Source organism: Pectobacterium sp. IFB5596 (assembly GCF_021432585.1).
In the GTDB taxonomy this organism is placed as follows: Bacteria; Pseudomonadota; Gammaproteobacteria; order Enterobacterales; family Enterobacteriaceae; genus Pectobacterium; species Pectobacterium punjabense.
The window spans coordinates 1-14492 of sequence record NZ_LXFY01000017.1; the positions used below are offsets into that span (position 1 = coordinate 1).

Genomic DNA, 14492 nt, shown 5'->3' on the forward strand with positions numbered 1-14492 from the left:
CTTCTCGACCTGCCGCAATAGGTATTTTAAAGAAAAATGACTGTTTGCTGCATTCCACAGCAAAACCCCGCCTTATACCTATTTTTGCACAAACTTATCCACAGAAAGCATTCAACTCAAAAATTGACGAGCATCACGCAAACGTTTTCGCTACAATTCACCGCGTTCAAAATCGTCGTGTTTTGGCGAACGCTAACTGAATATTTCTCTTTATTCCGCAATCATTGCTCTAACAAAGACGATATTCACATACCGTTCTTTACTGACTACCCAAATCCAGGGGATAACATCATCATGCAACAACGTCGTCCAATTCGCCGCGCTCTGCTCAGCGTTTCTGACAAAGCAGGTATTGTCGAATTTGCTCAAGCTCTGTCCCATCGTGGCGTTGAGCTCCTTTCTACTGGTGGAACCGCCCGTTTGCTGGCTGATGCTGGCTTAGCCGTGACAGAAGTCTCCGACTACACCGGTTTCCCGGAAATGATGGATGGGCGAGTAAAGACCCTGCACCCGAAAGTGCATGGTGGCATTCTGGGACGACGCGATCGGGATGATGCGATCATGGCGCAGCACGACATCAAGCCGATTGATATCGTCGTTGTGAATCTGTATCCGTTCGCTCAGACCGTCGCCCGTGAGAACTGCACATTAGAAGATGCCGTTGAGAACATCGATATCGGCGGCCCGACGATGGTCCGCTCCGCCGCCAAGAACCATAAAGATGTGGCTATCGTGGTCAAGAGCAGCGATTACAGCGCTATCATTAATGAAATCGACGCCAACGAAGGCTCATTGACCTACGAAACCCGTTTCGATTTAGCGATTAAAGCCTTCGAACACACCGCCGCTTACGACAGTATGATTGCCAACTACTTTGGCGCACTGGTTCCGCCTTACCACGGTGAAACCGATAAACCATCGGGCCACTTCCCACGCACGCTGAACCTGAACTACATCAAAAAGCAGGACATGCGCTACGGTGAGAATAGTCATCAGCAAGCAGCCTTCTATATAGAAGAGAATATTCATGAGGCCTCGGTCGCCACTTCTATACAGCTACAAGGCAAGGCGCTGTCTTATAACAACATCGCCGATACTGATGCTGCGCTGGAGTGTGTGAAGGAATTTGCCGAACCAGCCTGCGTTATCGTTAAACACGCGAACCCATGTGGCGTAGCAATTGGCGGTTCAATTCTTGATGCCTACGAACGCGCCTATAAAACCGACCCGACATCTGCATTCGGCGGCATTATCGCCTTCAACCGCGAACTAGATGAAGAAACGGCACAGGCCATCATCAGCCGTCAGTTTGTCGAAGTCATTATTGCGCCATCTGCCAGCGATGCCGCACTGAAGGTTACCGCAGCCAAACAAAACGTACGCGTCCTGACCAGCGGTAGCTGGCAGCAACGCGTTCCGGCTCTGGATTTCAAACGCGTCAACGGTGGTTTGCTGGTACAGGATCGCGATCTGGGTATGGTCGATGCATCTCAGCTGCGTATCGTGACCGAGCGCCAGCCAAGCGAACAGGAGTTACGCGATGCCCTTTTCTGCTGGAAAGTGGCTAAATTCGTTAAATCTAATGCAATTGTATACGCACGCGACAACATGACCATCGGGATAGGTGCCGGTCAGATGAGCCGCGTTTACTCAGCGAAAATTGCCGGAATCAAAGCGGGCGATGAAGGGCTAGAAGTAAAAGGTTCTGCTATGGCCTCTGATGCGTTCTTCCCATTCCGTGATGGTATTGATGCCGCCGCAGCCGTTGGCATTACCTGCGTAATCCAACCGGGCGGGTCTATTCGTGATGATGAAGTCATCGCTGCTGCCAACGAGCACGGGATTGCGATGATCTTTACCGACATGCGCCACTTCCGCCATTAATTCTGGAGCTGACCGAAATGAATATTTTAGTAATTGGTAATGGTGGGCGCGAACACGCGCTGGCCTGGAAAGCGGCACAGTCACCGCTGGCGAAACAGGTTTATGTTGCTCCAGGAAACGCAGGCACTGCACTTGAACCAGCACTGACCAACGTTGATATCGCCGCAACCGATATTCCAGCATTAGTCGCCTTTGCACAGGAAAACCACATCGATTTAACTATCGTTGGTCCAGAAACACCATTAGTTATCGGTGTTGTGGATGCGTTCCAGAGTGCAGGCCTAAAAATCTTTGGCCCAACGCAAGGTGCAGCACAGCTAGAAGGCTCGAAAGCTTTTACTAAAGATTTTCTGGCACGCCATAACATCCCATCAGCGGAATACCAGAACTTCACCGAAGTGGAACCGGCACTGGCCTATGTACGCAGCAAAGGTGCACCTATCGTCATCAAGGCAGACGGATTAGCTGCGGGCAAAGGCGTGATTGTCGCAATGACGTTGCAGGAAGCGGAAAACGCCGTTCAGGATATGCTGGCAGGTAATGCATTCGGCGATGCTGGGCACCGTATCGTGGTGGAAGAGTTCCTTGATGGTGAAGAAGCCAGCTTCATCGTTATGGTGGACGGCAAGAACGTGCTGCCGATGGCAACCAGTCAGGATCATAAACGCGTTGGGGATAAAGATACGGGCCCGAATACCGGTGGAATGGGCGCTTATTCACCAGCCCCCGTCGTGACCGATGAGATCCACCAGCGTGTAATGGATCAGGTGATTTGGCCGACCGTGAACGGCATGGCCGCTGAGGGAAATACCTATGTGGGTTTCTTGTATGCCGGCCTGATGATTTCTGCCGATGGTCAACCAAAAGTGATCGAATTCAACTGTCGCTTTGGCGATCCAGAAACACAGCCAATCATGCTGCGCCTGCGCTCCGATTTGGTGGAACTGTGTCTGGCAGCCTGTGACGGCACATTGGATCAGAAAGATTCAGTCTGGGATGAGCGTCCGTCTCTGGGGGTGGTATTGGCCGCAGGGGGTTACCCGGCTGACTACAATACAGGCGATGTGATTTCTGGTTTACCGCAGCAGGATGCTGAAGATGGCAAAGTCTTCCATGCTGGTACCAAACTGAATGGTATTAATGTCGTTACCAACGGCGGGCGAGTACTGTGCGTCACTGCATTGGGTAATACCGTTGCAGAAGCGCAACAACGTGCTTATGAAATAGCCGCAGGTATTCAGTGGCAAGGCGTATTCTGTCGCAAAGACATCGGCTACCGTGCCATTGAGCGCGAGTAAACGATGATCCGATAACGATTATCGGATAAATACTGAAGCCCGGAGAAATCCGGGTTTTTTATAGTCAGTTTTATATACCCTAAATAATTCGAGTTTCAGGAAGGCGGCGAGAGAGGGAATCCCGATGAGCTTACTCAAGTAAGTGATTCGGGTGAGTGAACGCAGCCAACGCACATGCAACTTGAAGTATGACGGGTATAGCTATTTAGGCTGCCATTGGCAGACATCATCCTCCACCACCAGCAGTAGTTGCGTTCCTTCTGGTGCTTCCAACCACGCTACATTGAGCGGACGCGTGGCATGAGATTTTTGCTGCGCAATCCATTCACGCGAATCGTTGTCAAAGTCAGGGCGTACCACAGTGCCATCACAGGACTGAACCTGCCCTTCCAGCCATTTCCCTTGCTTTAGCATCACTTTGCCTGCACGCAGGACATCGCTCAACTCCAGCATGCGCTTAGCATCGAACTGGTAGAGCGCAACATCATCATCGGAAACTGATTCACGCCTTTCGGCAAGTTGCCGCTGCATAAAGCTGACAGTTCCATCTTCAGCAAAGCGTAAGCGCATATCTTCTTTTTGCGTCCCGAGTTGATTACGCTGAATCTCGCGTAGCTTATCCTGCTGGAACGTATAGCGGGTCACTACCAGAGCATTGCCCTGAAGCGGGTTATACACGGTAGTCAGCGCCGTCGTATTCTGCGCGTCATCCTTACGCCAGATACGCACAATACCGCGATCGGCAACGTAACCGCTGGAGAACTCTTCCGGCGGTGCGGCGCGGTTACTGCAGGCCACCACAGCGGTAAGTACGAGGCCTGCGCCACATAAACGGCGTAAAAGCAAAAGGGGCGAAACCGCCCCTCTGCTTAAACTTTTAACCGGCATGAGCTTATTTAACAGCGTCTTTCAGAGCCTTGCCAGAAACAAACGCTGGCACGTTGGCAGCAGCAATTTTGATTTCTTTACCGGTTTGTGGGTTGCGGCCAGTGCGCTCATTACGATGGTTGACTTTAAACGTACCAAAACCAACTAATTGTACTGCATCACCTTCTTTCAGAGACTCGGTAATTGCCGCCAAAGTTGATTCCAGAGCTGCTTTAGCCTGTGCTTTTGACAGATCAGCTTTGTCCGCAATTACATCAATCAGTTGAGTCTTATTCATAAGTTATCCTTACAGTGTGTTTATCGCTTGCTAAGCATCGAGTGCGACGGATATGCCCTTTCCCATTTTAGGGTGTAGTAGCACTCTCCTGCATACACGCACCGACAGCCACTTTTTTTACGCCCCCCAAATGTAGACCAGACAGGGTGCGAATGTGAAGCCTTAAGACAGGCCATTTCAGGCCTTAAATCACGTTTTATCGCGTTATTGATGCAAATTTATCCCGATGTTACTACTTCCGGCCTCGCGCAGATCGGAACGGAGCCCTTTGATCAGCTCAATATCGCGTTCTTCACAGGCCGCCAACAGGCGAAAAATCTCCCATTGGATGTCCCATTCTTCTTCAATCGCAGGCAAAACTTTTAGCTCATCGTCCGTCATTTCTTTGCCGGCCTGCGTCATTTCCAACATAGCAACCGTACGGATAGACGCTTCACTGATGGCTATCGCATGTTCCAGCGTTTCACCGCTTAAACGCGAATGAATCAGTTCGCCCAGTGCGATACAGGCATCGATAGCCGGATAAACGCCGTAAAGATCGTAATCCTCCGCGGTGGGAACCGCTTCTTCCAGCTTTTCCAACTGGTTATCGAAGTTAACCTTCGCATCTTTAACAACCAATGTTTCCCATACCAAATCGAGAATGCGGCGGTAAACCATCGCGTCTCCGAATTCTGTTTGACGACAAAACTCGTGGTAATTTGGATACATACGTTCACAAAGACATGCCATGAAAGTGACATGTTGCCAGCTCGCCAGCTTTTCCAGACGTAAATGAATGGGGTTACGTAACATTTTTATGCTCATTAACGGCGACGGACGGCAGTGTACCTGAAATCACAGTGACGCCCTATGCCTGAATTCCTAAAGTTTTACGACAATACGCTAGCCGCTTGCAGCCGCTGCCAACGCACAAATGCGGGACGATTCGATGCGACAGCATCAGCCCAACGGGTCGGCTCCGGTAAACGGTAGCCGCGCATACAACATTGTACCCAGTGCAATGCACTATCCTGACTGACCCGATGCCCTGTTGCCACAAACAGTGGATTACAGCGCGCTTTGCTGCGCCATACCCAACCAATTTGCTCGCCCTTATCCAGTAACGGCTGTTGGCTACCGACGCCCTCCGCCAGCGGCTCAAACCGGCCACAAAGCCGACTTTTCGCTACGCCAATCGTGGGAACGTCAACAAGCAGGCCAAAATGGCTGGCAACGCCGAGACGACGCGGGTGGGAAATCCCATGCCCATCAACAAACAGCAGATCCGGTTTCTGTTCAAGCAACGCCCACGCGGCAAGCAGCCCTGGGCATTCACGAAACGAAAGAAAACCGGGGATATAGGGCATCGTCGTACTGATACGCGCAATCTTATATTCTACCAGCTCCAACGAAGGATAACGCATTACCGCAATGGCGGCGCGAGTTACCGAACCTTCTTGCTCAAAACCAACATCTGCACCCGCGATAAACGCGGGCTGCTCAAAAGGTAAATCGTCGTGCCGAATCACATCAGAAGCGCGAGCCAACTGTTCGGCCCGCAACTTTTGTGTATCAATCACACCACCTCCCGTGAATCATGCGTGATAAGGGCGAGATAACCGATGTACCGCCTCAACAAAAACGCCCGCATGCTCTGGCGGCACGTCTTGATGGATACCATGGCCCAGATTGAAAACATGTCCGTTACCTTGTCCAAACCCAGAGAGGATCGATGCCACTTCCTGTTCGATCCGTGCCGGATCGGCATATAACATTGAGGGGTCCATATTTCCCTGTAGCGCGACTTTATCGCCTACACGACGGCGTGCATCAGCAATGTCACTCGTCCAGTCCAGCCCCAGCGCATCACAACCTGTTTCAGCCATCGCCTCTAGCCACTGCCCTCCGCCCTTGGTGAAGAGCGTCACTGGCACACGGCGACCTTCATTCTCACGCAGTAAACCATCAACAATCTTATGCATGTAACGCAGGGAGAACTCTTTGTAGTCGCGTCCACTCAGCGCGCCACCCCAGGTATCGAATACCATCACGGCCTGCGCACCAGCACGAATTTGCGCGTTGAGATAAAGAATGACGCTATCTGCCAGCTTATCCAGCAACAGATGCAGCGTTTTAGGCTCGGCGAACATCATTTTCTTGATGACGGTAAACGCTTTGCTGCTACCGCCTTCCACCATATAGGTCGCCAGCGTCCACGGGCTGCCCGAGAAACCGATAAGCGGCACTGCACCGGCGAGATTTTTACGGATCGTTCGCACCGCGTTCATCACATAACCGAGTTCCTGTTCTGGATCGGGAACAGGCAGTTTAACGACATCGGCATGAGAGGTGATGGGAGAGTGGAAGCGTGGGCCTTCCCCGGCTTCAAAATAAAGTCCTAAGCCCATGGCATCAGGGATAGTCAGGATATCAGAGAACAGGATCGCCGCATCCAGCGCATAGCGCCGTAAAGGTTGTAACGTGACTTCACACGCCAGCTCTGCATTTTTGCACAGTGACATAAAATCACCCGCCTGCGCACGCGTTGCCTTATATTCTGGTAGATAACGCCCCGCCTGACGCATCATCCACACTGGGGTGACATCAACAGGTTGGCGCAATAACGCCCGCAAATAGCGATCGTTTTTCAGGTCGGTCATGTTCTCTTCCTTTCGGCCTCACGGCGGTTCTACACCAGATAGATGTGATGAAGCGGATGCGTTATAAAACGAACGTGTTATGAAACCAATACATTAATAGCGCAAATAGTACCACGTCAGCCTTCGTTCTCGTGATAAGCACGGCACAACACCACCGTATCTTCGATAAGTCGACGTGCCACGGTGCCCAGCGGAGGCAACTGCGGAAGTTGGTCATAGCGGAACCAGCCCGCGTCACGCAACTCTTTCGGATCGTGCTTGATTTCTCCACCCGCATAATCCGCTGTAAACGCCATCATCAGCGAATGAGGGAATGGCCAAGGCTGCGAACTCACGTAACGCAGGTTTTTTATCTGAATGCAGCTTTCTTCCATTACCTCACGTACGACAGTCTGTTCCAGCGTTTCGCCCACTTCCACAAACCCCGCCAGCACGGTATACATGTTTCCACGATGTCGGTTGTGCTGCGCCAGCAAAATCTCCTTGCCACGCCGAATTGCGACGATGATGCAGGGCGCGATCTGCGGATAATAACGTTCCTTGCAGTGGTGACATAAGCACGCCAGTTCCGTCTTGCTCCGCACCATTTCATGGCCGCAGTAACCACAAAAGCGATGGGAGCGATAGAATTCAGCCAGCTGTACGCCTCGCCCCGCCAGTTGGAATAAGCCCGCGTCTTGATCGAGCAGTTGGCGAACGGATGCCATGCCCGTATCCCGCCCTTGGCAAACCAGCCAGGCAGGCTGCCCTTGCCATTCACCGATTTGACGAGCCACTTTCCCCTGCAACGACCACGCCGTCGCCGTTCCGCGCGGTAATTCTCCTTGGGGTAGCCAGATTTGTATCGCATCGCTAACTATCCACCAGCCGGTTTCATCACCTTTTAGCGTCTGTTCCATATCTTTTTATTGCTCCACTGCCACTTCACTGGCATTTTACATTCAGAGTGATTACATAAGTTTTATAACTGGGATTTCAGTTATTTCTTACCGTTCACGGAGTCAACAATGCTAAACCAGCTACAAAGTCTGACTGAATACGTTGGTGGCAATAATGCGTTAATCGACCAATGGCTACAAGCGCGTAAGCAGCTTCTGGTGGCTTACTATCATCTGGTCGGCATCAAGCCGAACAAGGAAGCGCTTTCTCTTTTGGATGAAGAGGCATTGGATAATTTTTGCCAGAATCTGGTGGACTATCTTTCTACTGGCCACTTTCATTTATACGAAAAAATGCTGCATGAAGCAGCGACCCACAGCGAACAAGTATTGGCGCTTTCCACCCAGCTCGACCTCGCCCTGCAAAACAATACGCAGCAAATCATGACGTTTTACGATAGCCATCTGGCAGCCGCCATCGACCATGATAACTGCATCGAATTCCAGCAGGCACTTTCCAGCGTCGGTGAAGCATTAGAAGAGCGTTTTACGTTAGAAGACAACATGATCAGGCAGGTTTACGACAACTAACCGTCATTTGACGTTATTTAAGAACATCACCACGCGCTGTACAGGCAAAAGCGGCACGCTTTGACATCCGCGTTTTGCCGTCATACAGTGTAGGGGTTTTATTGACCCGTTTAACAGACGGGCAAATCTTGTCGGAGTGCCTAGCGTGCTCGTGTTTTGTTTTACGAAATCAATCGTTTTACGAAACCTATGAGCGCACAGGCTGAGACCGTTAATTCGGGATCCGCGGAACCTGATCGGGTTAATACCTGCGAAGGGAACAAGAGTAATGCACCTCATTGAGATTGAGCCCAAGGCTGCGTATTTGCACATACCCACGCTAAAACTCGATATCATTATTACTCCCTCCGGCTCCAGACAAGCAATCTTCCCTTTACGTCTTACAGGAACTTGCTATGTCTACAGAACCAGTGCTGTCCAAATCAGGCCGCCGTGAACAACGCGCCGCCGCCCAACAGTTTATTGAAACCTTACAGGGAACCGCCTTTCCCAATTCCAAACGCATTTACCTTGCAGGCTCGCGCGACGACATCGCCGTACCGATGCGTGAAATTCAGCTCAGCCCGACGCTACTCGGCGGCAGCAAAGACAATCCCCAATACGAGCCCAATGAGCCGATCCCGGTTTACGATACGTCAGGGCCGTATGGCGACCCTGACGCGCAACCCGATGTCCGCGTTGGGCTAGCGAAGCTGCGCGCCAGCTGGATTGCAGAACGTCACGACACCGAGGCGCTATCTGGCGTCAGCTCCGATTTCACCCAGCAGCGCCTAGCGGATGCCGGTCTGGATCATCTGCGTTTTGAGCATTTGCCACGACCGCTGCGTGCCAAAGCAGGTAAACGCGTCACCCAACTCCACTATGCGCGACAGGGGATCATTACCCCGGAAATGGAATTTATCGCCATTCGCGAAAATATGGGACGCGAACGCATTCGCACCGACGTACTGCGCCAGCAGCATCCGGGGCAAAGTTTCGGCGCTCTCCTGCCGGAGAACATCACGCCGGAATTTGTCCGTCAGGAAGTGGCCGCCGGTCGCGCCATTATCCCTTCCAACATCAACCACCCAGAATCAGAGCCGATGATTATCGGTCGCAATTTTCTGGTGAAGGTTAACGCCAATATCGGCAACTCCGCCGTGACCTCCTCCATCGAAGAAGAGGTGGAAAAGCTGGTCTGGTCTACCCGTTGGGGCGCGGATACGGTGATGGATCTATCAACCGGCCGCTATATTCACGAAACCCGCGAGTGGATTCTGCGCAACAGCCCCGTCCCCATCGGAACCGTACCGATCTATCAGGCGCTGGAAAAAGTGAACGGCGTGGCGGAAAATCTGAACTGGGAAATGTTTCGCGATACGCTGCTGGAACAGGCGGAACAGGGCGTGGACTATTTCACCATCCACGCGGGTGTCCTGCTGCGCTACGTGCCGATGACCGCCAAACGCCTGACCGGCATCGTCTCACGCGGCGGTTCCATTATGGCAAAGTGGTGCCTGTCGCATCACAAAGAGAGTTTCCTGTACGAACACTTCCGTGAAATCTGTGAAATTTGTGCCGCTTATGACGTCGCGCTGTCACTGGGTGACGGCTTACGCCCCGGCTCGATTCAAGATGCCAACGACGAGGCGCAATTTGCCGAGCTGCATACGTTAGGCGAGCTGACTAAGATTGCTTGGGAATATGACGTACAGGTGATGATCGAAGGCCCCGGCCACGTTCCGATGCAGATGATCCGCCGCAACATGACCGAAGAGCTGGAGCACTGCCATGAAGCACCGTTCTATACGCTCGGCCCATTAACCACCGATATCGCACCAGGCTACGATCACTTCACCTCCGGCATCGGTGCTGCCATGATCGGCTGGTTCGGCTGCGCGATGCTCTGCTACGTGACGCCGAAAGAGCATCTTGGCTTGCCGAACAAAGAAGACGTCAAACAAGGGCTGATTACCTACAAGATCGCCGCGCACGCCGCCGATCTGGCGAAAGGTCATCCCGGTGCGCAGATCCGTGACAACGCTATGTCGAAAGCGCGCTTCGAATTCCGCTGGGAAGATCAGTTCAATCTGGCTCTCGATCCGCAAACGGCACGCGCCTACCACGATGAAACGCTGCCGCAGGAATCTGGCAAAGTCGCCCACTTCTGTTCCATGTGCGGCCCTAAATTCTGCTCGATGAAAATCTCACAGGAAGTGCGCGATTACGCCGCGAAACAGGAAGCAGAAGCCAAACCGATTGAAGTTGGCATGGCGCAGATGTCACAGGAATTCCGTTCTCGCGGCAGCGAGCTTTATCACAGCGCCACCAGCCTGCCAGCCGAGGAAAACCAATGACGGACTCAACGCCTTTTGCCCCAACGGCACAGCGGCTGGGGCTCTATCCCGTTGTCGATAGCGTGGAATGGATTGAACGCCTGCTCAGTGTAGGGGCGAAAACGATCCAGCTAAGAATCAAAGATCGGTCTGATGAACAGGCCGAAGCCGATGTGATCCAAGCGATCGCATTGGGTCGGCACTATCAGGCGCAGCTCTTCATCAACGACTATTGGAAATTGGCCGTAAAACATCAAGCGTACGGCGTACATCTAGGCCAGGAAGATCTGGATACCGCCGATCTGGTCGCGATTAAACAAGCAGGCCTGCGCTTAGGCGTCTCCACACACGACGATCGTGAACTGGCACGCGCGGTGGCGATAAACCCGTCCTACATCGCGCTGGGGCATATTTTCCCTACGCAAACCAAAGACATGCCATCGGCACCGCAGGGGCTGGCCGAACTGAGCCGACACATCGCCGATCTGCAAGGCCGTTTTCCCACCGTGGCGATTGGCGGCATCAGCATCGACAAAGTGCCTGCGGTGCTGAAAACGGGCGTCGGCAGTATTGCCGTCGTCAGCGCCATTACGCAGGCAGCAGACTGGCGGCAAGCAACCGCAACGCTGCTCAGGATGATTGAAGGACGGGAGGCATAACATGGTAACGCATCCCCATCCAACGTCTGCCGGACTGAGCGATAGCGAGTTCATGCGCTACAGCCGTCAGTTGATGCTGGAAGATATTGGCCCAGACGGTCAGGAGAAGCTCAAAGCCGCCCGCGTTCTGCTGGTGGGTCTCGGTGGGCTGGGTGCTCCCGCGTCGCTCTATCTGGCGGCCGCAGGGATTGGCACGCTGCTGCTTGCCGACGATGACGCACTGCACATCAGCAACCTGCAACGCCAGATTCTGTATCGCACCAGCGATACCGACAAACCCAAAGCGGTGTTGGCACAACGTCAGTTACAGGCGTTAAATTCACATTCAGAAGCGATTGCGATTACCGAAAGGCTCAGCGGTGAGGCGTTACACAGCGCCGTTAGCCGCGTCGATTTAGTGCTGGATTGCAGCGACAACATGGCCACTCGCCACGCGGTTAACACCGCCTGCTTTCGTGCAGGCAAGCCACTCATCAGCGGGAGCGCCGTCGGTTTCAGCGGTCAGCTCGCTGTCTTCACGCCGCCTTATCACGCTGGCTGCTACGCCTGCCTGTATCCCGATACAACCGAACCACAACGCAACTGCCGTACCGCAGGCGTGCTGGGGCCGGTGGTCGGCGTAATTGGCACGCTTCAGGCGCTGGAAGCGATAAAGCTGCTGGCCGGTATGCCGTCTGCGCTGGATGGCAAGCTGAGAATGTTCAATGGCAAACAGCAGAGCTGGAACACGCTCCAGCTCACACGTGCGCCTCATTGCCCGGTATGCGGGGGAGCAGCATGAGAATCACGCTGAATGATGAGTCCTTTGAATTCCCAGAGGCCATCACGGTTGAGGCGCTGCTGAACCAGATAAACCGGCTCCAGCCTGGCACGGCGCTGGCTATCAATCAGACCATTATCCCGCATGCTACCTGGTCACAGCATCAGGTGCAGGACGGTGATGATATTTTGCTTTTTCAAGCCATCGCGGGAGGATGACATGCTGCACATTGCCGATACGATATTCACTTCACGATTGCTGACCGGAACCGGGAAATTCGCCACGCCAGAACTGATGCTGGCGGCACTTGAGGCTTCCGGCTCCCAGTTAGTTACCATGGCGATGAAACGCGTTGACCTAAACGGCGGAAACGACGCTATTCTCGCCCCGCTACGCCAGCTCGGTATTAAGCTGCTGCCAAATACGTCGGGCGCCAAAACCGCTGACGAAGCTATTTTTGCTGCCCGACTGGCACGTGAAGCGCTAGGCACCCGCTGGCTGAAGCTGGAAATTCACCCCGATGTGAAATATCTGCTGCCCGACCCTATCGAAACGCTGAAGGCTGCGGAACAGTTGGTCAAAGAAGGGTTCACGGTGCTGCCCTACTGTGGGGCCGATCCGGTACTGTGCAAGCGTCTGGAAGAGGTCGGCTGCGCGGCAGTGATGCCTCTCGGCGCGCCGATTGGCTCCAATCAGGGGCTGCAAACACGTGATTTTCTTCGCATCATCATCGAACAGGCGCGTGTTCCAGTGATTGTCGATGCAGGGATTGGTGCCCCAAGCCAGGCAGCCGACGCCCTGGAAATGGGAGCCGATGGCGTGCTGGTCAATACAGCAATTGCCGTTGCCCGCGACCCTGTGGCGATGGCGCGCGCCTTCCGGTTAGCAGTCGATGCTGGTGGCCTTGCGCGTCAGGCCGGTCTGGGAAGTAAGCAGTTCGTCGCCAGCGCCACCAGCCCGCTCACCGGTTTTCTACATCGACAAATGGAAGATCGGCAAGCGGAAGGTGCGGCAAAATGAGCATCGACTTTCAAACCGTCTGGGAACAGCTCGACTGGGATGACCTGACGCTACGCATCAACGGCAAAACCGCACAGGATGTTGAACGGGCGCTCACTGCCCCACACCTGACGCGTGACGATTTTATGGCGCTCATTTCACCGGCCGCCAACGCCTATCTGGAACCGCTAGCCCAGCGGGCGCAGCAGCTCACCCGACAGCGTTTCGGCAATACGGTGAGTTTCTACGTCCCGCTGTATTTGTCCAACCTGTGTTCAAACGACTGCACCTACTGCGGCTTTTCGATGAGCAACCACATCAAGCGTAAAACGCTGGATGAGGCAGAAATCTTACGTGAATGCGCCGCTATCAAGGAACTCGGATTTGAGCACCTGCTGCTCGTGACCGGCGAACACCAACGCAAGGTGGGGATGGATTATTTTCGTCGCGTCTTTCCACTGATTCGGCCACTCTTCAGTTCGTTGATGATCGAAGTCCAACCACTGTCGCAGGAGGAGTACGCCGAGTTGAAAACGCTGGGGCTGGATGGTGTGATGGTCTATCAGGAAACCTATCATCCGGCGACCTACCAGTTGCACCATCTAAAAGGACAAAAGCAGGATTTCCACTGGCGGCTTGCCACACCGGATCGGCTTGGTCGTGCGGGGATCGACAAGATCGGGCTAGGTGCCTTAATCGGCCTGTCCAATAGCTGGCGCACCGACTGCTACATGGTGGCGGAACACCTGCTGCACTTACAGCAGAGCTATTGGCAGAGCCGGTATTCTATCTCGTTCCCTCGCCTGCGCCCTTGTGCAGGCGGCATTGAACCAGCGTCGTTAATGGATGAAGCACAGCTCATGCAGGTGATTTGCGCATTCCGATTGCTGTCGCCAGATATTGAGCTGTCGCTATCCACGCGTGAGTCGCCTTTCTTCCGCGATCATGCCATTCCCATTGCGATTAACAATGTCAGCGCATTTTCCAAAACCCAGCCGGGTGGCTACGCCGACAATCACCCCGAACTGGAACAGTTCTCGCCGCATGATTCACGGCGTCCTGAAGACGTCGCGCAGGCCATCGTACGCGCAGGCCTCCAGCCGGTCTGGAAAGACTGGGACGGTTATTTGGGCAGATAGTTACTGAACAGATAAGACAGCGATACGTATGATTTGGGAGGCGGTTCGCAGGCCGAAATGAGAATTACATGGAAGGCAACATTCTCAGGATCGCGCTTCGCAACATGAAATCCGGCCTATCGTCACGGCTTTCGGTAAAGAATACAGTAGCGTCGTTGGCAA

Annotated in this window: 16 protein-coding genes and 1 riboswitch; of the genes, 10 read left to right on the forward strand and 6 right to left on the reverse strand. The window is 53.5% G+C overall.

Annotation, left to right across the window (positions count from 1 at the left end; translation table 11 throughout):
- From A6301_RS13045 to purD, 3 genes are all read left to right on the forward strand, one after another.
- On the forward strand, nt 1–200 hold a 200-nt coding region (locus tag A6301_RS13045), incomplete at its 5' end, for a hypothetical protein (RefSeq protein WP_234257974.1).
- 94 nt (nt 201–294) lie between these two features.
- Nucleotides 295–1884, forward strand: a complete 1590-nt coding sequence (purH, locus tag A6301_RS13050; RefSeq protein ID WP_205540748.1) for a bifunctional phosphoribosylaminoimidazolecarboxamide formyltransferase/IMP cyclohydrolase — start codon at nt 295–297, stop codon at nt 1882–1884.
- Between the two features lie 17 nt (nt 1885–1901).
- Nucleotides 1902–3182, forward strand: coding sequence for a phosphoribosylamine--glycine ligase (purD, locus tag A6301_RS13055; RefSeq protein ID WP_234257975.1), 1281 nt, complete (start codon nt 1902–1904; stop codon nt 3180–3182).
- A 201-nt stretch (nt 3183–3383) separates the two neighbouring features.
- Here purD and A6301_RS13060 read toward each other — a convergent pair whose 3' ends face one another.
- The 6 genes from A6301_RS13060 to nudC all read right to left on the reverse strand — a co-directional run bounded on the left by A6301_RS13060 (nt 3384) and on the right by nudC (nt 7888).
- Nucleotides 3384–4070, reverse strand: a complete 687-nt coding sequence (locus tag A6301_RS13060; protein ID WP_205540746.1) for a DUF1481 domain-containing protein — start codon at nt 4068–4070, stop codon at nt 3384–3386.
- Nucleotides 4071–4074: 4 nt separating this feature from the next.
- Entirely contained in the window at nt 4075–4347 is a 273-nt protein-coding gene (gene hupA, locus A6301_RS13065) for a nucleoid-associated protein HU-alpha (RefSeq protein ID WP_005970302.1), read from the reverse strand.
- 204 nt (nt 4348–4551) lie between these two features.
- A complete protein-coding gene (locus A6301_RS13070) occupies nt 4552–5142 on the reverse strand; it encodes a YjaG family protein (RefSeq protein WP_107170976.1) in 591 nt (196 codons plus the stop codon).
- A 77-nt stretch (nt 5143–5219) separates the two neighbouring features.
- The gene (nfi, locus tag A6301_RS13075; RefSeq protein ID WP_107170975.1) at nt 5220–5909 is read right to left on the reverse strand and encodes a deoxyribonuclease V; all 690 of its coding nucleotides are present in this window, start codon (nt 5907–5909) and stop codon (nt 5220–5222) included.
- 15 nt (nt 5910–5924) lie between these two features.
- Nucleotides 5925–6989 carry a uroporphyrinogen decarboxylase gene (gene hemE, locus A6301_RS13080; RefSeq protein ID WP_107170974.1) on the reverse strand — a complete coding sequence of 355 codons (1065 nt, stop codon included), beginning with the start codon at nt 6987–6989 and terminating at the stop codon, nt 5925–5927.
- 116 nt (nt 6990–7105) lie between these two features.
- Nucleotides 7106–7888 carry an NAD(+) diphosphatase gene (gene nudC, locus A6301_RS13085; protein WP_205540745.1) on the reverse strand — a complete coding sequence of 261 codons (783 nt, stop codon included), beginning with the start codon at nt 7886–7888 and terminating at the stop codon, nt 7106–7108.
- Nucleotides 7889–7996: 108 nt separating this feature from the next.
- Between nudC and rsd the strand changes: the two genes are divergently transcribed.
- The 7 genes from rsd (at nt 7997) to thiH (ending at nt 14330) form a co-directional block, all read left to right on the forward strand.
- Nucleotides 7997–8458 carry a sigma D regulator gene (gene rsd, locus A6301_RS13090; RefSeq protein WP_107170972.1) on the forward strand — a complete coding sequence of 154 codons (462 nt, stop codon included), beginning with the start codon at nt 7997–7999 and terminating at the stop codon, nt 8456–8458.
- Between the two features lie 122 nt (nt 8459–8580).
- Nucleotides 8581–8734: riboswitch (TPP riboswitch) on the forward strand.
- A gap of 119 nt (nt 8735–8853) precedes the next feature.
- Nucleotides 8854–10794, forward strand: a complete 1941-nt coding sequence (thiC, locus tag A6301_RS13095; protein WP_234257976.1) for a phosphomethylpyrimidine synthase ThiC — start codon at nt 8854–8856, stop codon at nt 10792–10794.
- On the forward strand, nt 10791–11432 hold the full coding sequence (gene thiE, locus A6301_RS13100) for a thiamine phosphate synthase (RefSeq protein ID WP_234257977.1): 642 nt from the start codon (nt 10791–10793) through the stop codon (nt 11430–11432). The genes thiC and thiE overlap by 4 nt, the downstream gene beginning before the upstream one ends.
- Nucleotide 11433: 1 nt before the next feature.
- Nucleotides 11434–12213, forward strand: coding sequence for a HesA/MoeB/ThiF family protein (locus A6301_RS13105; RefSeq protein WP_234257978.1), 780 nt, complete (start codon nt 11434–11436; stop codon nt 12211–12213).
- Entirely contained in the window at nt 12210–12410 is a 201-nt protein-coding gene (gene thiS, locus A6301_RS13110; protein WP_205540742.1) for a sulfur carrier protein ThiS, read from the forward strand. Before A6301_RS13105 ends, thiS begins: the two co-directional genes overlap by 4 nt.
- A 1-nt stretch (nt 12411) precedes the next feature.
- Nucleotides 12412–13212 (forward strand): thiazole synthase, encoded by an 801-nt coding sequence (locus A6301_RS13115; protein ID WP_107170967.1) that lies wholly within the window; start codon nt 12412–12414, stop codon nt 13210–13212.
- Nucleotides 13209–14330, forward strand: coding sequence for a 2-iminoacetate synthase ThiH (thiH, locus tag A6301_RS13120; RefSeq protein WP_234257979.1), 1122 nt, complete (start codon nt 13209–13211; stop codon nt 14328–14330). The genes A6301_RS13115 and thiH overlap by 4 nt, the downstream gene beginning before the upstream one ends.
- The last annotated feature ends 162 nt before the right edge of the window (nt 14331–14492 follow it).

Excerpts from the sequence above, each read along its gene's own strand:
- A6301_RS13070 (WP_107170976.1), bottom strand. The coding sequence starts at position 5,142 with ATGTTACGTAACCCCATTCATTTACGTCTGGAAAAGCTGGCGAGCTGG.
- thiS (WP_205540742.1), top strand. The coding sequence starts at position 12,210 with ATGAGAATCACGCTGAATGATGAGTCCTTTGAATTCCCAGAGGCCATC.
- thiC (WP_234257976.1), top strand. The coding sequence starts at position 8,854 with ATGTCTACAGAACCAGTGCTGTCCAAATCAGGCCGCCGTGAACAACGC.
- A6301_RS13115 (WP_107170967.1), top strand. The coding sequence starts at position 12,412 with ATGCTGCACATTGCCGATACGATATTCACTTCACGATTGCTGACCGGA.
- purH (WP_205540748.1), top strand. The coding sequence starts at position 295 with ATGCAACAACGTCGTCCAATTCGCCGCGCTCTGCTCAGCGTTTCTGAC.
- purD (WP_234257975.1), top strand. The coding sequence starts at position 1,902 with ATGAATATTTTAGTAATTGGTAATGGTGGGCGCGAACACGCGCTGGCC.
- hupA (WP_005970302.1), bottom strand. The coding sequence starts at position 4,347 with ATGAATAAGACTCAACTGATTGATGTAATTGCGGACAAAGCTGATCTG.
- thiE (WP_234257977.1), top strand. The coding sequence starts at position 10,791 with ATGACGGACTCAACGCCTTTTGCCCCAACGGCACAGCGGCTGGGGCTC.
- A6301_RS13105 (WP_234257978.1), top strand. The coding sequence starts at position 11,434 with ATGGTAACGCATCCCCATCCAACGTCTGCCGGACTGAGCGATAGCGAG.
- rsd (WP_107170972.1), top strand. The coding sequence starts at position 7,997 with ATGCTAAACCAGCTACAAAGTCTGACTGAATACGTTGGTGGCAATAAT.
- thiH (WP_234257979.1), top strand. The coding sequence starts at position 13,209 with ATGAGCATCGACTTTCAAACCGTCTGGGAACAGCTCGACTGGGATGAC.
- hemE (WP_107170974.1), bottom strand. The coding sequence starts at position 6,989 with ATGACCGACCTGAAAAACGATCGCTATTTGCGGGCGTTATTGCGCCAA.
- nudC (WP_205540745.1), bottom strand. The coding sequence starts at position 7,888 with ATGGAACAGACGCTAAAAGGTGATGAAACCGGCTGGTGGATAGTTAGC.
- A6301_RS13060 (WP_205540746.1), bottom strand. The coding sequence starts at position 4,070 with ATGCCGGTTAAAAGTTTAAGCAGAGGGGCGGTTTCGCCCCTTTTGCTT.